Below are 19,420 nucleotides of genomic sequence, written 5' to 3'. Positions count from 1 at the left end.
AATTCAGTCCTGTGAGACAGAAAAGGGTGGCTTCTTCCTTGCACCCTAGTCTTACACGATTAGGGTATTTTTATGCGAAGGTTGTTATAAATATACAAAAGTGGTAACATAAAAATCAGAAAGATGAGGGATGACGATGAGCCATTTGTTAACGATGAGTGAACTATCGGAAGTAGAAATTTCAGAAATCCTAAAAGACGCAGAAGATTTTGCGAATGGAAAAGAGAGCAAAACGACAGAGCAAACTTTTGTTGCAAACTTGTTCTTTGAGAATAGTACGAGAACGAGATTTAGCTTTGAAGTTGCTGAGAAGAGATTAGGACTGGATGTTTTAAACTTTTCAGCTGATGCATCTAGCGTACAAAAAGGAGAAACGTTATACGATACGATAAGAACACTAGAATCAATCGGAACAAAAGCAGTGGTCATCCGCCATGAGCAAGATCGCTACTTCGATGAACTAAAAGATCAGGTGAATATCCCGATTTTAAACGCTGGAGATGGATGTGGAAACCATCCAACGCAGTGCCTACTCGACCTTCTTACAATTAAACAAGAGTTTGGAAGATTTGAAGGTTTGAAGATTGCAATAGTAGGAGATGTTCGACATAGCCGAGTAGCACGTTCTAATGCAGAAGCATTAACGAAGCTCGGTGCAACGATTTACTTTGCAAGTCCAGAAGAGTGGAAAGATGAAGACAACACATTTGGAACATACAAACCATTAGATGAGCTTGTTCCAGAAGTGGATGTAATGATGTTACTTCGTGTGCAACATGAGCGTCATGATCATTATGAAACAGACATTATGAAAGAGTATCATGAGAAACATGGATTAACAGTAGAAAGAGAAAAGCGTATGAAAGAAGGAAGCATTATTATGCATCCAGCTCCTGTAAACCGAGATGTTGAAATTGCAAGTGAACTCGTTGAGTGTGAGCGTTCACGCATATTTAAACAAATGGAAAATGGAGTTTACGTAAGAATGGCTGTACTAAAACGCGCCTTACCAAATGTATTAGGAGGAATGAAACATGAATTACTTGTTTAAAAATGGTCGTTATATGAATGAAGAAGGAAAAATCGTAGCAACAGATCTTCTTGTACAAGACGGTAAAATCGCTAAGGTAGCAGAAAATATTACGGCAGATAATGCTGAAGTAATCGATGTGAACGGAAAGTTAATCGCACCTGGATTAGTAGATGTACACGTACATCTTCGTGAACCAGGTGGTGAACATAAAGAAACAATTGAAACAGGTACACTAGCAGCGGCAAAAGGTGGATTCACTACAATTTGCGCAATGCCAAATACACGCCCAGTACCAGATTGCAGAGAACATATGGAAGACTTGCAAAAACGTATTCAAGAAAAAGCGCATGTCAATGTACTACCATATGGAGCAATTACAGTACGCCAAGCGGGTTCTGAAATGACAGATTTTGAAACATTAAAAGAGCTGGGAGCATTTGCTTTCACTGATGACGGTGTAGGCGTACAAGATGCTAGCATGATGTTAGCTGCTATGAAGCGTGCAGCGAAATTAAATATGGCAGTAGTTGCGCACTGTGAAGAGAACACTCTTATTAATAAAGGGTGTGTACATGAAGGGAAGTTTTCTGAGAAACACGGATTAAACGGTATCCCATCAGTATGTGAATCTGTACATATTGCAAGGGATATACTGCTTGCTGAAGCGGCAGATTGTCACTATCACGTATGTCACGTAAGTACGAAAGGCTCTGTACGCGTAATTCGTGATGCGAAACGCGCTGGAATTAAAGTAACAGCAGAAGTAACACCGCATCACTTAGTGTTATGTGAAGATGATATCCCATCAGCTGATCCTAACTTTAAAATGAACCCACCGCTTCGTGGAAAAGAAGATCATGCAGCGTTAATTGAAGGGTTATTAGATGGAACAATTGATATGATCGCAACAGATCATGCACCGCATACAGCGGAAGAGAAAGCACAAGGAATTGAAAGAGCACCATTCGGAATTACTGGTTTTGAAACAGCATTCCCACTTCTATACACAAACCTTGTGAAAAAAGGAATTATTACATTAGAGCAGTTAATTCAATTCTTAACAGAAAAGCCAGCTGATACATTCGGCTTAGAAGCAGGTCGCCTGAAAGAAGGTAGAACAGCTGATATTACAATCATTGATTTAGAACAAGAAGAAGAGATTGATCCAACAACATTCTTATCAAAAGGAAAAAATACACCATTTGCAGGTTGGAAATGCCAAGGATGGCCGGTAATGACAATCGTTGGTGGTAAGATCGCATGGCAAAAGGAGAGTGCATTAGTATGAAAAGACAACTTATCTTAGAAGATGGAACAGTATTAATTGGAAAAGGTTTCGGAGGAGAAATCGAAAAGTCAGGTGAGGTTGTATTTACAACAGGAATGACTGGATATCAAGAAACATTATCTGATCCATCATATTGCGGTCAAATTGTAACATTCACGTACCCATTAATCGGAAACTACGGCATTAACCGTGACGATTTTGAATCGATTCATCCATCTGTAAATGGTTTAATCGTAAACGAAATTTGTGATCATCCATCAAACTTCCGTAATGAAATTTCGTTAAATGATTACTTAAAAGAAAGAAATATCCCAGGATTAGCAGGAATTGATACGAGAAAATTAACGAGAAAAATTCGTCAATACGGTACATTACGCGGACGTCTATGTAACATGGATGCAGATGTAGAGTACATCGTGAGCCAATTAAAAGCGACAGTATTTACAGATCACGTAAAACGCGTATCAACGAAAGATCCATACCCAAGCCCAGGCCGCGGACATCGCGTTGTACTAGTAGACTTCGGAATGAAACATGGTATCTTACGAGAATTAAATAAACGTGACTGTGATGTAATTGTAGTACCTTACAATACAACAGCAGAAGAAATTTTACGCCTTAGCCCAGATGGAATTATGTTAAGTAACGGACCTGGAGATCCAAAAGATGTACCAGAAGCAATTGAAATGTTAAAAGACATTATCGGTAAAGTTCCTTTATTCGGAATTTGCCTAGGACATCAATTGTTCGCTCTAGCATCTGGTGCGAATACAAGTAAATTAAAATTCGGTCACCGTGGTTTAAACCATCCAGTAAAACATCTTGCAACTGGAAAAGTAGCAATTACATCTCAAAATCATGGTTACGCAGTAGAAGAAGAATCAGTTAAAAATACAGATCTTGAAATTACGCACGTAGCTTTAAATGATGGAACAGTAGAAGGTCTTCGTCATACGAAGTTCCCAGCATTTACAGTACAATACCACCCAGAAGCTTCAGCAGGACCAGAAGATGCAAATGATTTATTCGAAGATTTCTTAGCAATGATTGAAAACTTCAAGAAAGAAGGGGAAGAGTTATGCCAAAACGCCTAGACATTAACACAATTTTAGTAATCGGATCAGGACCAATTGTAATTGGGCAAGCAGCGGAGTTTGACTACTCTGGTACACAAGCTTGTCAATCTCTTAGAGAAGAAGGTTACAAAGTAATCCTTGTTAACTCTAACCCAGCAACAATTATGACAGATACTGCGACAGCAGATAAAGTATATATCGAGCCATTAACATTAGAATTCGTAAGCCGTATTATTCGTAAAGAACGTCCAGATGCAATCTTACCAACATTGGGTGGTCAAACAGGCTTAAATATGGCTGTTGAACTTGCGAAATCAGGCATCCTTGAAGAGTGCGGAGTTGAAATTTTAGGAACAAAGCTATCAGCAATCGAACAAGCGGAGGATCGCGATTTATTCCGTACATTAATGCAGGATTTAAATGAACCAATTCCATCTAGCACGATCATTCATACGTTGGAAGAAGCACATGAATTTGTAAAAGAAATTGGTTATCCAGTTATTGTTCGCCCAGCATTTACAATGGGAGGAACAGGTGGCGGAATCTGTAGTAATGAAGAAGAACTAATTGAAATCGTATCAGGTGGATTAAAACATAGTCCAGTAACACAATGTTTATTAGAAAAGAGCATTGCGGGTTGTAAGGAAATTGAATATGAAGTAATGCGTGATTCGAATGATAACGCGATTGTAGTATGTAACATGGAAAACATCGATCCAGTTGGGGTTCACACAGGTGATTCTATCGTAGTAGCACCGAGCCAAACATTAAGCGACCGTGAATATCAAATGTTACGAAACACTTCATTACGAATTATTCGTGCATTAGGAATTGAAGGTGGATGTAACGTTCAGCTTGCACTTGATCCACATAGCTTCCAATACTATGTAATTGAAGTAAACCCACGTGTAAGTCGTTCATCTGCACTAGCATCTAAAGCAACTGGATATCCAATTGCGAAGCTAGCCGCAAAAATTGCAGTCGGTTTAACATTAGATGAAATTATAAACCCAGTAACACAAAAAACTTACGCGTGCTTTGAGCCAGCATTAGACTATGTTGTTTCAAAAATTCCACGCTGGCCATTTGATAAGTTTGAATCAGCAAACAGAACACTTGGTACACAAATGAAGGCAACTGGTGAAGTTATGTCAATCGGACGTAACTTAGAGCAATCATTATTAAAAGCGGTTCGTTCTTTAGAGCTTGGTATTTATCACTTAGAATTAGACCACTTAAAAGAGCTTGATAAAGAAACAATGAAAAAACGCATTATTAAAGCAGATGATGAGCGACTGTTTATCGTAGCAGAAGCGATTCGTCAAGGTGTAACGAAAGAAGAAATCAACGAATGGTGTGAAATGGACTTCTTCTTCTTACAAAAAATTGAAAACATCGTAAACATGGAACGCGAAGTAAAAGCGAATGTAGGAAATATGGAAGTACTACAAACTGCGAAAGAAATGGGCTTCAGCGATCACTACATTGCAGCTGCTTGGAACAAAACGGAGCGCGAAATCTACGATATGCGTAAAGAAAACAATATAACTCCTGTCTATAAAATGGTAGACACTTGTGCGGCAGAGTTCGAATCTGCAACACCATATTACTACAGCACATACGGTGACGAGAATGAATCGGTTATAACAGATCGTAAGAGTGTGGTTGTACTAGGGTCTGGTCCAATCCGTATCGGTCAAGGTGTTGAGTTTGACTATGCAACAGTTCACTCTGTATGGGCAATAAAAGAAGCTGGATATGAGGCAATCATTGTTAATAACAACCCAGAAACAGTTTCAACAGACTTCAGTATTTCTGACAAATTATACTTTGAACCATTAACGATTGAAGATGTAATGCACATTATCGATTTAGAAAAGCCAGAAGGTGTTATCGTTCAGTTCGGTGGACAAACGGCAATTAACTTAGCGGCGAAATTAGAAGCACACGGTGTGAAAATCTTAGGAACATCACTTGAAGACTTAGACCGTGCAGAAGATCGTGATAAATTCGAAGCCGCTTTAACAAAGCTTGGTATCCCGCAACCAGTTGGTAAAACTGCAACGACTGTAGAACAAGCGGTAGCAATCGCTGAAGAAATTGGTTACCCAGTACTAGTAAGACCGTCTTACGTACTAGGTGGACGTGCGATGGAAATCGTATATCGTCAAGAAGAACTGCTGCACTACATGAAGAATGCAGTTAAAGTTCATGCAGATCATCCAGTATTAATCGACCGTTACATGGTTGGTAAAGAAATTGAAGTAGATGCAATTTCAGACGGTGAGAATGTATTCATTCCAGGTATTATGGAACATATTGAACGCGCTGGAGTTCACTCTGGTGATTCAATCGGAGTATATCCACCACAAAGCTTATCTGAAAACCTGAAAGAACAAATCATTGAACATACAATTGCACTTGGAAAAGGATTAAACATTATTGGATTACTAAATATCCAGTTTGTAGTGTTCAAAGATCAAGTGTATGTAATTGAAGTAAACCCACGTGCGAGCCGTACAGTACCGTTCTTAAGTAAAATTACAGGCGTACCGATGGCGAACGTTGCAACGAAAGTTATTTTAGGTCAAAACCTAGTAGAACAAGGATACGGAACGGGCTATCACCCAGAAGAGAAAGAAGTATATGTAAAAGCTCCGGTATTCTCATTTGCGAAACTACGTTCAGTTGATACAACATTAGGACCTGAAATGAAATCAACAGGGGAAGTAATGGGTAAAGACTTAACGCTTGAAAAAGCATTATACAAAGGTCTAGTGGCTTCTGGAATTAACATTCCAACGCACGGATCAGTAATCATCACAGTAGCGGATAAAGATAAAGAAGAGGCAATGGAAATTGCAAAACGTTTCCATGAAATCGGTTATAACTTATTAGCAACAGCTGGAACAGCACAATCGTTAGCAGAGCAAAATATTCCAGTGCAAGTTGTAAACAAAATTGATTCTGAAGACTACAACTTACTTGATATTATCCGTCAAGGAAAAGCGCAGTTTGTAATCAATACGTTAACAAAAGGTAAACAACCAGCGCGTGATGGTTTCCGCATTCGCCGTGAATCAGTAGAAAATGGTGTGGCTTGCTTAACATCACTTGATACAACGAGAGCAATTTTACGAGTATTAGAATCTATGACATTCTCAGCTCATTCAATGAAAGAAATTACGCAAACAAAGCGTCACGAGGTGGTACATGCATGATGCAAAAGCAAAATATGATCGTCGTTAATCAAAAAGAAATCGCAAAAAACATTTACGAATTAGTGCTTCAAGGAACTTTAGTACAGCAAATGAACGAACCAGGGCAGTTTGTACACATTAAGGTAGCAGAGGGCATTGCGCCCCTTCTGCGCCGCCCAATTAGTATTTGTAATGTAGATCAAGAGAAGAACGAATTTACAATGCTATATCGTGCGGAAGGACAAGGGACAAAAACATTAGCAACTAGAAAACAAGGTGAAATGGTAGATGTACTAGGACCACTAGGACACGGTTTTCCTGTAGAAGAAGCGGAAGCTGGTCAAACAGCTTTACTAGTAGGCGGGGGAATTGGTGTACCACCACTTTATGAACTATCACAGCGCCTCGTTGCAAAAGGTGTACGTGTGATTCACATCTTAGGTTTTCAAACGAAAGATGTAGTTTTCTACGAAGAAAAATTTGCAGAACTTGGTGATACGTACGTTGCGACAGTAGACGGTACACATGGTACAAAAGGATTTGTCACAGATGTAATTGATAATTACGGAATTGATTTTGATATTCTTTATTCATGTGGTCCGTTAGCGATGCTTCGTGCATTAGAAGGACGTTACAAAGAGAAAAAAGCCTATATTTCATTAGAAGAACGTATGGGCTGTGGTATTGGAGCTTGTTTCGCATGTGTATGCCACTTACAAGAAGATCCAAGTGGACATTCTTACAAGAAGGTGTGTAGCGACGGACCAGTATTTCCAATCGGGGAGGTTGTACTATGAACAGATTGCAAGTTGAATTACCAGGATTATCATTAAAAAATCCAATTATACCGGCATCTGGATGCTTTGGATTTGGTCGTGAATATGCACAGTTTTACGATTTAAGTGTACTAGGATCAATCATGATTAAAGCGACGACAGAACAACCACGCTATGGAAATCCAACGCCGCGTGTTGCTGAAACACCGGGCGGCATGTTAAATGCAATCGGACTTCAAAACCCAGGTTTAGAAAAAGTAATGAATTCTGAATTACCATGGTTAGAACAATTTGACCTTCCAATCATTGCGAACGTTGCAGGCTCACAAGCTGAGGATTACGTAGCGGTTGCAAAGGAAATTTCTAAAGCACCTAATGTCCATGCACTAGAATTAAATATTTCTTGTCCGAACGTAAAAACAGGTGGTATCGCCTTTGGTACAAATCCTGAAATTGCTGCTGATTTAACGAAGCGAGTAAAAGAGGTTTCTGAAGTACCTGTATACGTGAAGTTGTCACCGAACGTGGCAAACATTGTGGAAATTGCAAAAGCGATTGAAAATGCAGGTGCAGACGGATTAACGATGATTAATACATTGCTTGGTATGCGTCTAGATTTAAAAACAGCTAAACCAATTTTAGCAAACCGTACAGGCGGATTATCAGGTCCTGCGATTAAGCCGGTAGCAATTCGTATGGTACATGAAGTAAGCCAAGCGGTTAACATTCCAATTATCGGAATGGGTGGTATTGAAACAGCGGAAGATGTAATTGAATTCTTCTACGCTGGCGCAAGCGCAGTTGCAGTAGGTACAGCGAACTTTATCGATCCGTTCGTATGTCCGACAATTATTGAAGAGTTACCAGCATTACTAGATGAATTAGGATTTGATCACATTTCGGAATGTCAAGGAAGGAGCTGGAAGCAAACATGTCACAGTCGTTAATCGTTGCACTAGATTTTCCAGGGAAACAAGATGTAGAACAATTCTTGCGCCACTTTGAAGGGGAAGAGTTATTTGTCAAAGTAGGTATGGAGTTATTTTACAAAGAAGGCCCTGCAATTATTACGTACTTAAAAGAAAAAGGACATAAAATCTTTCTAGATTTAAAACTTCATGATATTCCGAATACAGTAAAAAGCGCTATGCGTAGCTTAGCTAGTCTAGATGTTGATATGGTAAATGTTCATGCTGCTGGGGGAAGCAGCATGATGAAAGCTGCGATTGAGGGATTAGAGGAAGGTAAGCAAGAAGGAAAAGAGAGACCGATTTGTATTGCAGTTACACAACTAACAAGCACTTCGGAAGCTATGATGAAAAAAGAGATCGGCATTGAGAAAACGTTAGAAGAAGCGGTTGCTCATTATGCAAAACTAACGAAAGAAAGCGGACTTGATGGCGTTGTTTGTTCAACGCTTGAAGTTCCAAAATTACGTGAAGTATGCGGAAATGAATTTGTAACAGTAACACCGGGGATTCGTCTTGCAAGTGATGATGTAAATGACCAGGTGCGCGTAGCAACACCGAAACGTGCGAGGGAACTTGGTTCAAGCTATATCGTAGTTGGACGTAGTATTACAAAAGCAGAAAATCCGTTTGAAGCGTATAAAACAGTAAAACAACAGTGGGAAGGTGTAACAGTATGAAAAAAGAAATCGCATCGCATTTATTAGAAATTGGAGCAGTATTTTTACAACCGAATGATCCATTTACTTGGTCTTCAGGTATGAAATCACCAATTTATTGTGATAACCGTTTAACTTTATCTTATCCAAAAGTACGTCAAGCGATTGCAGCTGGATTAGAAGAGTTAATTAAAGAGCACTTCCCAACTGTAGAAGTTATTGCAGGAACAGCAACTGCTGGTATTGCGCACGCTGCATGGGTAAGCGATCGTATGGATTTACCAATGTGCTACGTACGTAGTAAAGCAAAGGGTCACGGTAAAGGGAACCAAATCGAAGGAAAAGCTGAAAAAGGTCAAAAAGTAGTAGTAGTAGAAGACTTAATTTCAACTGGCGGTAGTGCAATTACATGTGTAGAAGCACTTCGCGAAGCTGGCTGTGAAGTATTAGGAATCGTATCAATCTTCACATATGAGCTAGAAGCAGGAAAAGAAAAGCTAGAAGCAGCTAACGTAGCATCATATTCTTTAAGTGATTACAGTGCATTAACTGAAGTTGCAGCAGAAAAAGGTATGATTGGACAAGCTGAAACGAAAAAATTACAAGAGTGGCGCAAAAATCCAGCTAACGAAGCTTGGATCACGGCGTAACACGAAAAAAGACGACTGCGGGGGAACGCGGTCGTCTTTTTATATAATTGCTAAAATTTCATGTAAAGAACGTATAGTGGGTATATCGTATTTTTGCAACGAGTTGTTCCTATTTAACCATATTCCGTGCATTCCAGCTGTTGTACTACTAATTGCATCCGTTTCTAATCGATCGCCAACATAATAGCAATCTTTTATTGCAAGATTCGATTGCAATACGGCCCTTTGAAAGATTACTGGGTCTGGCTTCGATATACCAATTTCACTTGAAGTGAAAATATATTTGAAATATTGTAGGATGTTTAGCGCAGTTAATTTTTCGACTTGCTGTTCATAGTCACCATTACTAATGATACCTAATAAGTGTCCTCCTTGTTGCAAAGTTTGTAATGTATAGTGTACATCTTCAAATGGAGTCCAGTTGTTCTTATATAGTTCTATATATTGCTTGAATCTGTGCTGAGATTCCCAAGGTGATAAGTTTACTCCAAATGCTTTAAATAAATGATACATTCGCACCCATTGTTGTTCTTGAAAAGATAATTCCTTGGATAAAAATTTGTTGAAATATTCTTCGGATAATTCATGCCATAGCTTCATAGCCTCTAATTCGTTTCCTGAAAAAATATCTTTATACTTTTGGAAGAAATGTGAGATACCATTTTTCTCAGCAGTGTCGTAATCAAGTAAAGTTCCATCAATATCAAAGAAAACCATATGACAATCTCCTTGCTAACAACTATTTAGCGTTTTCCACAACCTCATATCCTCTCACAAACAAGAGAGTCATGTAAGAAACAATAAATGAGAAGATGCTGTACATGCCAACCCAAAAGAAAAATTTTGGAGTAAAGGCGATAACACCTATTATTAAAAAACTAGCAAACGTTACAATAGGCATTACGTAATACATTTTCGTCTTGCGTGTTCCAATAACAGAAACGATAAAGATAAGTGATGGACAAATTAATAAGACGAAAATCAATTCATTCATAGTTATGTCCCCTTTTCTAATTGCAGTAATCTGTTTCTCGTAAACGTTTTGGAATAAATACTCTCCTAATATAATTTCGCTAAGTGATAACGAATCCCTTTTGAAAACCAGTAATTCATGATGAATTTTACAATGAAAAAACGTAAGCAAGAGAACACTTGCTTACGTTACAGAATAAACATCGCAACGATAGTGGTGACGATTAAACCGATAACAACCGGTAAAAAGTTTCGGCGTGCAAGTTCAAATGGATCCACTTTGCAAATGGCAGCGGCAGGAATAAGTGCCCAAGGAATTAACGTTCCGCCCCCAGTCCATATGGCAGCGATTTGTCCGAGTGCTGTTAAGGTAGCTGTTCCATGCCCAAGTGCTGTTCCGAAAAGGTTGGCAATCGATCCAGCAAGTGATATACCGGAAAAGCCAGATCCATCTAAACCGGTAATGACACCAACGATAGTTAATGTTCCTGCCGATACATATTGGTTTAAAGGAACGGTTTGAGATAAAGCGATTCCTAAGTCGTTAATAATTCCGTGTGAACCTTTTGGTAAATAGTCTCCAATAATTTTTACAAATCCACTATCTCCTAAATAAAAAAGTGCAGCAATTGGAATAACTGGGCCGAAAATTTTAAATCCAAATTGGAGCCCTTCTATAAAATAATCGGTCGTTTTATTCAGTCCCTTTCCTTTGTAGGCGATGAGAGAAATGATGATAATCATAATAACAGTCGTCCCGCCGATAAGTGCTGTAGCATCGCTTCCTTGTAGTTTAAATTGAATCATGCAAAGGATATCAAGGATATAGATGATAGGGATACATATAGCGAGCCATTTCTTTATGCGAGGAGATAATAAAATAGTAGTTTTAGATGATTCAGTTGATGAAACAGAGTCTTGCAACGATAGTCCAGTATGAAATTCTTTTCGCAAGAAGAAAAAAGCGAAGGAAGTTGTAACAACGCCCATAACGATAACGAGGGGAACACTTGCAGATACGACGCTGGAAACAGGGAGACCAGCAGCATCTGCTGTTAATTTCGGAGCGCCTTGAATAACGAAGTCACCTGATAAGGCGATGCCGTGTCCGAATAAATTCATAGCAATCGCAACCCCAATTGGCGGCAGACCGACGCGTACAGCGACTGGTAATAAAATAGCTCCCATTAAGGCGACAGCTGGAGAAGGCCAAAAGAAGAAAGAAATTGTCATCATTAAAAGACCGATAATCCAGTAGGCGAGTGTAGGTGTTCGAATCATTTTTGTAAATGGTGAAATCATCGTATCATTTATGCCGGTATGAACGAGTAGATTACTCATGGATACGATAATGGAGATGATTAATATAGTTGGTAATAGTTCGGTAATGGCGTAAATGAAACTTTGGAAAATCCCGCTAATGGCAAGAGGGATAGAACTTGTTGCGGTTAATGCTAATAAAAAGATAAAAACGATACAAATAATCGTCGTATCTTTCCTGAGAATAAAGAAGGTAATAATAGTGAGTAAACAAAGAACATAGAGAGCGTGTAATAGCGTTAATTCAACTCCCATAACAGTCACATCCTTTAGGCATTCGTGTAGTGTATTGTATGAAAGCAGTGAAAGTATGTGAGTATAGGGAAAAGAAAAAAAGTGAAATTTCATGTACTGTAATGGTAAGGTGTAAAAATGGATGATACAATACAATTAATCCTAAAAATGGAATTTAAAGAGAGGTATAATGGGGGAGTACGAATGAGAGAGAAAATAGGATATTATGGTGTGCTCGTTTGTTTACTATTATCAGTTATTTCAGGGCAATTTTTTAAAAGTGAATGGGTACCAGTTATATTATGTATAGGAGTATTGATTTTTGCACCTATGTATCGCTGGAATGAATGGAAATCATATAGCCCCAAAAAGAAAATTGTTTTCAGCATCGAGTTTGTTATAATAATTAGCACGATACCGTTTTTGATATTGAGAGGAAATGAGATAATAGATGAAATTGTAATGTTTCAAGGGTGGTTGTTTATTGCGAAATTGCTATATTTAATATGCATTTTAATGTTGGTAGTGGTAGTCACTAAAACAGTAAACGAAAAGCTTTTCGTTAATGAATAAAAGAAAATGCCACCTTATTCGGTGGCATTTTCTCATTTTACTGCATGAGCTTTTTGCATCTTTTTAATTAAACGAATTTGTCCGCGATGATTGATTTCATCTTCAAAAACGTGAAACCATTTAAAGTAGTTGTTAGCTGGTTTGTCATACCAAAAGTCTGTCGTTTTAAATAGCCATTCATCAGGTAAAGATTGAAATGTTTCAATTGTTTTAGAGCGTACTTCTTGTAATGTATGAATGTAAAATTCTATGGAGTTTCCTTTTATTTTTTCTCGTCCAAGATCCCCTAACTCAATAGCAGGCAACCAACGCTCTAATTCAGCATCTGTCGGTTCACGATCTTCAAAGGTATGAATTTGGTAGTAAAATTCAATAGCGGCCATATGGTACAAAAGCATACCAATTGAGTTTGCGTCATCGTCATACAAATAATCAAGTTCTTCAATTGTTAAGCCTTGGGCAGCCTGCATTGTTGTATAGCGAGCGTAATTCATCATGGAAACAAGTTTTGAAAATTCAGGCTGTAAACCATCTATTTTATCAATTACAAAATTCAATTAAAATTCCCCCTCTTTTAAACAAATACTCCAGATAAGGGATTCTATATGTAAAGAAAAAATCCTGTAAAAAATTTGATAATATTAACAAGGAATAACAATTAGCTCTCTATTTGATGTTGTAATAACCTCATATCCGTCTTTTGTAATGACGATATCGTCTTCAATTCTACAACCGCCCCAGTTCGGTATGTAAATACCTGGTTCAACTGTAACAACCATACCTTCTTCTAATGTAGCTTTACTTTCTTGGGATAGGCGAAGAGGTTCATGTATTTCTAAGCCGAGACCGTGCCCTGTAGAGTGACCAAAATATTGACCATATCCACAATCTGTAATGTAGTTTCTTGTTACATCATCGATACTTTTCGCAGTTTCTCCAGGTTTAATTGCTTCAGTCCCGCGTTTTAATGCTTCGCGTACAACATTGTATATTTTTTTGAACTCTTCTGATGGTTCACCGATTGCTACAGTACGTGTTATATCGGAACAATATCCGTCGTAAAGTGCACCGAAATCTAATGTGACAATGTCACCTTGCTCGATTATTTTATTTGATGCAACGCCATGAGGAAGAGAAGAACGAACACCAGAAGCTACAATAATTTGAAATGATGAGGACGTAGCACCTTTTTTTCGCATGAAAAATTCTAATTCATCTCGGACATCATTTTCACTTATTCCTGGTTTTAGAAACGTAAGGATGTGGTGAAATGCTTCATCCGCGATATGAGCTGCGACTTTCATTGTTTCTATTTCAGGCGTGTCTTTAATAAGACGAATATTTTCAATGATTTCGCACACTTGAATCATTTCCGCATGTACGTATTTTTGTAAGTTTTTATATTGTTGCAATGTCATGTTATTTTCTTCAATTCCAAGTTTTTGAATATTTAATTTCGATACTTGATTTGCAATTTCTTTTTCTAAATTTCCTTTATGCATTATAATTTCAGCATCTTTTATTTGTGATTTCGCTTGATCTACATAGCGAAAATCAGTTATAAAAACAGCTTTATTCTTAGAGATTAAGACGACGCCAGCACTACCTGTAAAGCCTGTTGCATATTGGCGATTTTCTTTTTTTGTAATAAGTAATCCGTCAATTTCATAGTTTTGTAGCTGATTTTGGATTTTATTAATTTTTAAAGTCATGTTAATTCCCCCTATTCACAGTATTGAATAAAGCAAATAGCGTGCCAAAATATATATTGTAGAGAAAATAAAAAGTAGCCAGCTATTTGTGAGAGGCGGGATACTTATAACATCCAGGTTGCTTTAATAATTAGTAGGGGATAAAAAAACATTGATTTTTGGGGCACTGTATTTATATACTGTAAAAAAATTTATACAGATGTAGATTGACACTGTCAATTTTTTTGAAAATATATAAAATGACAAGAAAGATGCTATGAATTAGTGAATGGGTATAGGAACGAATAAAAAATGCGTTGCATATAAGCAACGCATTTTTTGCATTTACGCTTTTAATTTCATTACAGTGTCAGCGTCAGGTGTTACATATACGGTTTGCTGATTGTCGTACGTAACAAAACCAAGTTTTGCACCACTCGGTTTTTTCACATGGCGTATTTTTGTGAAATCAACAGGTACAGAGCTAGACTCTTTTGCTTTACTGTAATAAGCGGCAATTTTTGCAGCTTCTAGTAAAGTTTCTTCAGCAGGTTCTAAAGAACGAATGACAACGTGAGAGCCAGGTATGTCTTTCGTATGTAACCAAATTTCATCGCGACGGGCGAATTTCGTTGTTAAATAATCATTTTGTTTATTGTTTTTACCAACGAAAATCTCTGTACCATCACTTGCTAAATATTTATCTAATACTGGTTTTGTAGGCTTTTTCTTTGCGTTTTTCGTTTTACGATTACGCATATACCCTTCTTCAGCTAATTCTTCGCGAATTTCTTCAATATCTTTTGAAGAAGCAGCTTCCATTTGTTGCAGTAAACTATCAAAATAAAGAATTTCTTCATTTGTTTTTTCGATTTGTTCTTCTACAACAACAACTGAATTTTTCGCTTTTTGGTACTTTTGGAAATAGCGTTGTGCATTTTCAGATGGCGTTTTTAAAGGGTCTAATGTGATCTTTACAGTTCCGCCATTTTCATCGTAATAGTTAACGACTTCAATATCTTTATCACCTTTTTTTAAAGCGTACATATTGGCTGTAAGTAGCTCTCCAAATAGTTGATATTTATCTGCTTTTCCGGCATCTTGTAATGTTTTTTCTAGTTTTATAAGCTTTTTCTCATTTTTATTTTTTTCGTTTTGCATAAAGCGTTCTAAATCATGCGCCTGTTGTTTTACACGATCGCGCTCTGCTTTACCGAAGAAGAAGCGATCTAACAATTCACTTACAGATGAGAATGTTTTCTCTTCTCCTGCTAAGTGCGCAAGAGGGAAAAGATAAAAGAATTCTTTCCCGTTTGCAGTAATCATTGCTGGTGTATATGTATGAGTTAGTAATGGTTTTTGTATGGAGAAAAATGCTTCAGATAAAGCTTTTTCATTTACCATACCTGCTTTGTTTACTACTTCTTTTGCGAATAACGGTGAGATTCCCGTAAAAGTGCCGACGAGCTGTTTATCCATGTTTCCAGATAGAAAGTCTAGAGGTCTAATAAATTCATCATCCGTTTCAATCTGAAGTGGGTTAATTTTGTGTTGTGCGGGCGGTGCAATATATTCAGCTCCGGCATATACAGTTCGATGTCGGTTTACTGCTAAAGAAACGTGTTTTAAGCTATCTAAAATATTATTTGTTTTTGTGTCTACTAAAATGATGTTACTATGTCGACCCATGATTTCAATTACTAATGTTTTTAGCGATTCATCACCAATTTCATTTCTGCTGCGTACTGTGATTTGAATAATACGTTCTAAATCAATTTGTTCAATTTTTTCAATGAAACCACCTTCTAGATGCTTGCGGAGAAGCATACAAAACATTGGCGGAAGTGCAGGTGAATCGTAATTTTGATTTGTTAAGTGTAAACGTGCATATGTCGGATGAGCGGAAAGAATCAGTTTTTGATTTTTTCCGTTTGCTCGAATATGTAATAAAATTTCGTATTTTGAAGGTTGATATATTTTTGAAATTCTTCCCGTGTAAAGAGAATTTGCAATTTCATGTGTAATCGCTCTTGTAAATAATCCATCGAATGCCATAAAAAACACTCCTTTCTAACTAAAAGTTAATTATAGCATTTTTTTGGACGAGGCTGAATAAGCTTTCAATAGAGTATGTCTGGAATCAGGAGGTCGATAGCAGGATGAACTGGTATGGAATGCGGGCACATGAAGTAGAAGAAAGAACGAATACCAATGTAAAGGTTGGACTTACGGAGAAAGAAGCAGAGGGCCGAATCAAAAAATTTGGTACAAATGAATTAGATGAAGCGAAAAGGCCTTCGGCACTCATGGTATTTTTAGCGCAATTTAAAGATTTTATGGTACTTGTTTTGTTTGGTGCAACAATAGTTTCTGCTTACTTAGGTGAATATATTGATTCTATTGCCATTGTTGCCATTGTTATTATCAATGGAATTCTAGGTTTTTTTCAAGAGAGAAAGGCCGAAAAATCATTGGAAGCTCTAAAGGAGCTAGCCGCCCCGCAAGTTACTGTGATGCGGAATGGAAAGTGGGTAAAGGCGCCATCTAAAGCGCTTGTTTTAGGTGATGTTATTAAATTTTCCAGTGGAGATCGTATTGGGGCTGATGTACGTCTCGTTGAGGCATCGAGTTTATATATTGAAGAATCTGCTTTGACAGGAGAGTCAGTACCAGTGCAAAAAAAGGTAGAAGCATTGCAAGGGCAAGATGTTGCAATTGGAGATCAAAAAAATATGGCTTTTATGGGTACGATGATTACGAGAGGATCTGGAACAGGGGTCGTTGTAGCAACTGGTATGAATACAGCGATGGGCCAAATTGCAAATATGTTGCAAAATGCAGAGCAAATGGAAACACCATTGCAAAGAAGATTAGAGCAACTCGGAAAAATATTAATTATTGTGGCTCTTATTTTGACAGCGCTCGTTGTATTAGCTGGTGTGTATCAAGGGAATGAAGTATATCATATGTTTTTAGCTGGCGTGTCGTTAGCTGTTGCTGCTATTCCAGAAGGATTACCGGCAATCGTTACGGTTGCTTTATCGCTTGGTGTACAGCGCATGATAAAAAAGAGAGCAATAGTAAGGAAGTTACCAGCTGTAGAAACGTTAGGTTGCGCTTCTGTCATATGCTCTGATAAAACAGGAACAATGACGCAAAACAAAATGATGGTAACACATATGTGGTCAGGTGGAGAGTTATGGAAAGTGACGGGGCAAGGATACGAACCTAATGGATCTTTTATGAAAGGTGAAAAAGAAGTTAATCCAGCTAAGACAAAATCACTTTATCAATTACTTACATTTGGTTCACTATGTAACAATGCAAATATTATTCAAAAGAAAAAGGCGTATGTATTAGATGGAGATCCAACAGAAGGAGCGCTTGTAGCTGCAGCGATGAAAGCGGGGATAACGCGTGAAGCATTGAAAGGGAAATTTGAAATTATTCGTGAATTTCCCTTTGATTCGACCCGAAAAATGATGAGTGTAATTGTGCGAGATCGAGAGGGGAAAAAATTTGTTGTGACAAAAGGAGCGCCAGACGTCCTTTTGCAAATGAGTCAAACGATCTTATGGGCGGATAGGCAGCAACCATTAAGTGAGTTGTATAGAAAAGAAGTACAGGCGGCTATTCATAGTTTAGGCAGTCAAGCACTTCGAACAATTGCAGTTGCATTTAAGCCATTAAAAGCAACTGACTCTATTGAACACGAAAGAGACGTTGAAAAAGATTTTATGTTAGTCGGGATACAAGGAATGATTGATCCGCCAAGACCAGAGGTAGAACAGGCGGTAAAAGAGTGTAAAGAAGCTGGTATTCGAACAGTGATGATTACAGGAGATCATAAAGTGACAGCAATGGCAATTGCAGAACAGTTAGGAGTTTTACCAACTGGTGGACGCGTTGTTGAAGGGGTAGAACTTGCGAATATGGATGTAGAGGAATTAGAAAATGTTGTAGAAGATACGTATGTATTTGCTCGTGTATCACCTGAACATAAATTAAAAATTGTTAAGGCGCTGCAAAATAAAGGACATATAGTAGCAATGACAGGTGATGGGGTGAACGATGCCCCAGCCATAAAAACAGCAGATATCGGGATAGCGATGGGAATTACAGGGACAGATGTTGCGAAAGAAGCATCTTCACTCGTTCTGCTAGACGATAATTTTGCTACGATAAAATCAGCAATTAAAGAAGGTCGAAATATATACGAGAACATACGTAAGTTTATTCGATACTTACTAGCATCAAATGTTGGAGAAATCTTAGTTATGTTATTTGCAATGTTACTTGCGTTACCATTGCCGATGGTTCCAATTCAAATTTTATGGGTGAATTTAGTTACTGATGGTTTACCAGCGATGGCATTAGGTCTGGATAAAGCTGAAGGAGATGTGATGAAGAGGGCGCCGCGCCATCCGAAAGAAGGCGTATTCGCTAGAGGGCTAGCGTGGAAAATTATAAGCCGTGGATTTCTCATCGGAGCAGTAACGTTAGTGGCGTTTATTATTGCGTATAATCAACATCCAAATGAACTAAAGTATGCACAAACCGTGGCATTTGCGACGTTGGTACTTGCGCAGCTTATTCATGTATTTGATTGCCGAAGTGAACATTCTGTTTTCCACCGCAATCCGTTTGGAAATGTGTATTTAGTAGGGGCGGTTATCATTTCATTACTGTTAATGCTCGTTGTTATATATTATCCACCATTACAACCGATTTTTAGCACGATGCCAATACAAGCAAGAGATTGGTTGTTAATTGGAGGTTTGTCATCCATTCCAACTTTCTTACTAGTAGGCTCTTTATTAACAGGGAGAAAAGGGAAAAAGGAAAAGCCAATATTATATAAGAAGGGATTAAACTTGAAATAGTCAATGTTATGAAAATGTGATATAATTTACAGAAGGTAGTAGAGCCTTGTCTCTATTACCTTTTTCATTGAGTTATTTCATGGCTTGGATGTGATAA

16 protein-coding genes are annotated in these 19,420 nt (G+C 37.9%); 10 read left to right on the top strand and 6 right to left on the bottom strand.

The window, feature by feature from the left end:
* The first annotated feature begins 136 nt into the window (after window positions 1-136).
* From pyrB to pyrE, 8 genes are read left to right on the top strand one after another with little or no spacing between them, the layout of a single operon-like run.
* Window positions 137-1,051 carry an aspartate carbamoyltransferase gene (gene pyrB / locus COE49_RS21985; RefSeq protein ID WP_000018850.1) on the top strand — a complete coding sequence of 305 codons (915 nt, stop codon included), beginning with the start codon at window positions 137-139 and terminating at the stop codon, window positions 1,049-1,051.
* A complete protein-coding gene (gene pyrC, locus COE49_RS21980; RefSeq protein WP_088230159.1) occupies window positions 1,035-2,321 on the top strand; it encodes a dihydroorotase in 1,287 nt (428 codons plus the stop codon). The genes pyrB and pyrC overlap by 17 nt, the downstream gene beginning before the upstream one ends.
* Complete coding sequence (locus COE49_RS21975; RefSeq protein WP_088230158.1) at window positions 2,318-3,415, top strand: carbamoyl phosphate synthase small subunit; 1,098 nt, start codon at window positions 2,318-2,320, stop codon at window positions 3,413-3,415. Before pyrC ends, COE49_RS21975 begins: the two co-directional genes overlap by 4 nt.
* Window positions 3,400-6,618, top strand: coding sequence for a carbamoyl-phosphate synthase large subunit (gene carB, locus COE49_RS21970; protein ID WP_088230157.1), 3,219 nt, complete (start codon window positions 3,400-3,402; stop codon window positions 6,616-6,618). Before COE49_RS21975 ends, carB begins: the two co-directional genes overlap by 16 nt.
* The gene (gene pyrK / locus COE49_RS21965; RefSeq protein ID WP_000983359.1) at window positions 6,615-7,394 is read left to right on the top strand and encodes a dihydroorotate oxidase B electron transfer subunit; all 780 of its coding nucleotides are present in this window, start codon (window positions 6,615-6,617) and stop codon (window positions 7,392-7,394) included. The genes carB and pyrK overlap by 4 nt, the downstream gene beginning before the upstream one ends.
* The gene (gene pyrD / locus COE49_RS21960; RefSeq protein ID WP_001081057.1) at window positions 7,391-8,320 is read left to right on the top strand and encodes a dihydroorotate oxidase B catalytic subunit; all 930 of its coding nucleotides are present in this window, start codon (window positions 7,391-7,393) and stop codon (window positions 8,318-8,320) included. Before pyrK ends, pyrD begins: the two co-directional genes overlap by 4 nt.
* Window positions 8,305-9,021, top strand: coding sequence for an orotidine-5'-phosphate decarboxylase (pyrF, locus tag COE49_RS21955; RefSeq protein WP_088230156.1), 717 nt, complete (start codon window positions 8,305-8,307; stop codon window positions 9,019-9,021). The genes pyrD and pyrF overlap by 16 nt, the downstream gene beginning before the upstream one ends.
* Entirely contained in the window at window positions 9,018-9,650 is a 633-nt protein-coding gene (gene pyrE, locus COE49_RS21950) for an orotate phosphoribosyltransferase (protein WP_000711449.1), read from the top strand. Before pyrF ends, pyrE begins: the two co-directional genes overlap by 4 nt.
* Window positions 9,651-9,689: 39 nt before the next feature.
* Here the strand turns inward: pyrE and COE49_RS21945 are convergent, their stop codons facing one another.
* The 3 genes from COE49_RS21945 to COE49_RS21935 all read right to left on the bottom strand — a co-directional run bounded on the left by COE49_RS21945 (window position 9,690) and on the right by COE49_RS21935 (window position 12,197).
* Window positions 9,690-10,367, bottom strand: a complete 678-nt coding sequence (locus tag COE49_RS21945) for an HAD family hydrolase (protein ID WP_088230155.1) — start codon at window positions 10,365-10,367, stop codon at window positions 9,690-9,692.
* 22 nt (window positions 10,368-10,389) lie between these two features.
* Window positions 10,390-10,644, bottom strand: a complete 255-nt coding sequence (locus COE49_RS21940) for a YbeF family protein (RefSeq protein ID WP_098946102.1) — start codon at window positions 10,642-10,644, stop codon at window positions 10,390-10,392.
* A gap of 167 nt (window positions 10,645-10,811) precedes the next feature.
* Window positions 10,812-12,197 carry a hypothetical protein gene (locus COE49_RS21935; RefSeq protein ID WP_088230153.1) on the bottom strand — a complete coding sequence of 462 codons (1,386 nt, stop codon included), beginning with the start codon at window positions 12,195-12,197 and terminating at the stop codon, window positions 10,812-10,814.
* Between the two features lie 183 nt (window positions 12,198-12,380).
* Between COE49_RS21935 and COE49_RS21930 the strand changes: the two genes are divergently transcribed.
* Window positions 12,381-12,749 (top strand): YoqO family protein, encoded by a 369-nt coding sequence (locus tag COE49_RS21930; protein ID WP_098946105.1) that lies wholly within the window; start codon window positions 12,381-12,383, stop codon window positions 12,747-12,749.
* 32 nt (window positions 12,750-12,781) lie between these two features.
* On the opposite strand, the gene COE49_RS21925 is transcribed toward COE49_RS21930, so the two are convergent.
* The 3 genes from COE49_RS21925 to COE49_RS21915 all read right to left on the bottom strand — a co-directional run bounded on the left by COE49_RS21925 (window position 12,782) and on the right by COE49_RS21915 (window position 16,495).
* Window positions 12,782-13,306, bottom strand: a complete 525-nt coding sequence (locus tag COE49_RS21925; RefSeq protein WP_088230152.1) for a DinB family protein — start codon at window positions 13,304-13,306, stop codon at window positions 12,782-12,784.
* Between the two features lie 84 nt (window positions 13,307-13,390).
* Window positions 13,391-14,461, bottom strand: a complete 1,071-nt coding sequence (locus COE49_RS21920) for a M24 family metallopeptidase (protein ID WP_098946101.1) — start codon at window positions 14,459-14,461, stop codon at window positions 13,391-13,393.
* A 324-nt stretch (window positions 14,462-14,785) separates the two neighbouring features.
* Window positions 14,786-16,495: an Rqc2 family fibronectin-binding protein gene (locus COE49_RS21915; protein WP_088230150.1), complete on the bottom strand. Its 1,710-nt coding sequence runs from the start codon at window positions 16,493-16,495 to the stop codon at window positions 14,786-14,788.
* A gap of 104 nt (window positions 16,496-16,599) precedes the next feature.
* Here COE49_RS21915 and COE49_RS21910 point away from each other — a divergent pair, with 104 nt between their 5' ends.
* The gene (locus COE49_RS21910; protein ID WP_088230149.1) at window positions 16,600-19,323 is read left to right on the top strand and encodes a calcium-translocating P-type ATPase, SERCA-type; all 2,724 of its coding nucleotides are present in this window, start codon (window positions 16,600-16,602) and stop codon (window positions 19,321-19,323) included.
* Window positions 19,324-19,420: the final 97 nt, after the last annotated feature.

Origin of the sequence: Bacillus sp. AFS029637, assembly GCF_002584985.1 — a bacterium.
Lineage (GTDB): Bacteria > Bacillota > Bacilli > Bacillales > Bacillaceae_G > Bacillus_A.
This window is presented reverse-complemented; position numbering and strand designations above follow the sequence as displayed.

What these genes read in the sequence shown, in the direction of transcription:
- pyrB (WP_000018850.1), top strand. Translation starts at nt 137, where the DNA reads ATGAGCCATTTGTTAACGATGAGTGAACTATCGGAAGTAGAAATTTCA.
- pyrC (WP_088230159.1), top strand. Translation starts at nt 1,035, where the DNA reads ATGAATTACTTGTTTAAAAATGGTCGTTATATGAATGAAGAAGGAAAA.
- COE49_RS21975 (WP_088230158.1), top strand. Translation starts at nt 2,318, where the DNA reads ATGAAAAGACAACTTATCTTAGAAGATGGAACAGTATTAATTGGAAAA.
- carB (WP_088230157.1), top strand. Translation starts at nt 3,400, where the DNA reads ATGCCAAAACGCCTAGACATTAACACAATTTTAGTAATCGGATCAGGA.
- pyrK (WP_000983359.1), top strand. Translation starts at nt 6,615, where the DNA reads ATGATGCAAAAGCAAAATATGATCGTCGTTAATCAAAAAGAAATCGCA.
- pyrD (WP_001081057.1), top strand. Translation starts at nt 7,391, where the DNA reads ATGAACAGATTGCAAGTTGAATTACCAGGATTATCATTAAAAAATCCA.
- pyrF (WP_088230156.1), top strand. Translation starts at nt 8,305, where the DNA reads ATGTCACAGTCGTTAATCGTTGCACTAGATTTTCCAGGGAAACAAGAT.
- pyrE (WP_000711449.1), top strand. Translation starts at nt 9,018, where the DNA reads ATGAAAAAAGAAATCGCATCGCATTTATTAGAAATTGGAGCAGTATTT.
- COE49_RS21945 (WP_088230155.1), bottom strand. Translation starts at nt 10,367, where the DNA reads ATGGTTTTCTTTGATATTGATGGAACTTTACTTGATTACGACACTGCT.
- COE49_RS21940 (WP_098946102.1), bottom strand. Translation starts at nt 10,644, where the DNA reads ATGAATGAATTGATTTTCGTCTTATTAATTTGTCCATCACTTATCTTT.
- COE49_RS21935 (WP_088230153.1), bottom strand. Translation starts at nt 12,197, where the DNA reads ATGGGAGTTGAATTAACGCTATTACACGCTCTCTATGTTCTTTGTTTA.
- COE49_RS21930 (WP_098946105.1), top strand. Translation starts at nt 12,381, where the DNA reads ATGAGAGAGAAAATAGGATATTATGGTGTGCTCGTTTGTTTACTATTA.
- COE49_RS21920 (WP_098946101.1), bottom strand. Translation starts at nt 14,461, where the DNA reads ATGACTTTAAAAATTAATAAAATCCAAAATCAGCTACAAAACTATGAA.
- COE49_RS21915 (WP_088230150.1), bottom strand. Translation starts at nt 16,495, where the DNA reads ATGGCATTCGATGGATTATTTACAAGAGCGATTACACATGAAATTGCA.
- COE49_RS21910 (WP_088230149.1), top strand. Translation starts at nt 16,600, where the DNA reads ATGAACTGGTATGGAATGCGGGCACATGAAGTAGAAGAAAGAACGAAT.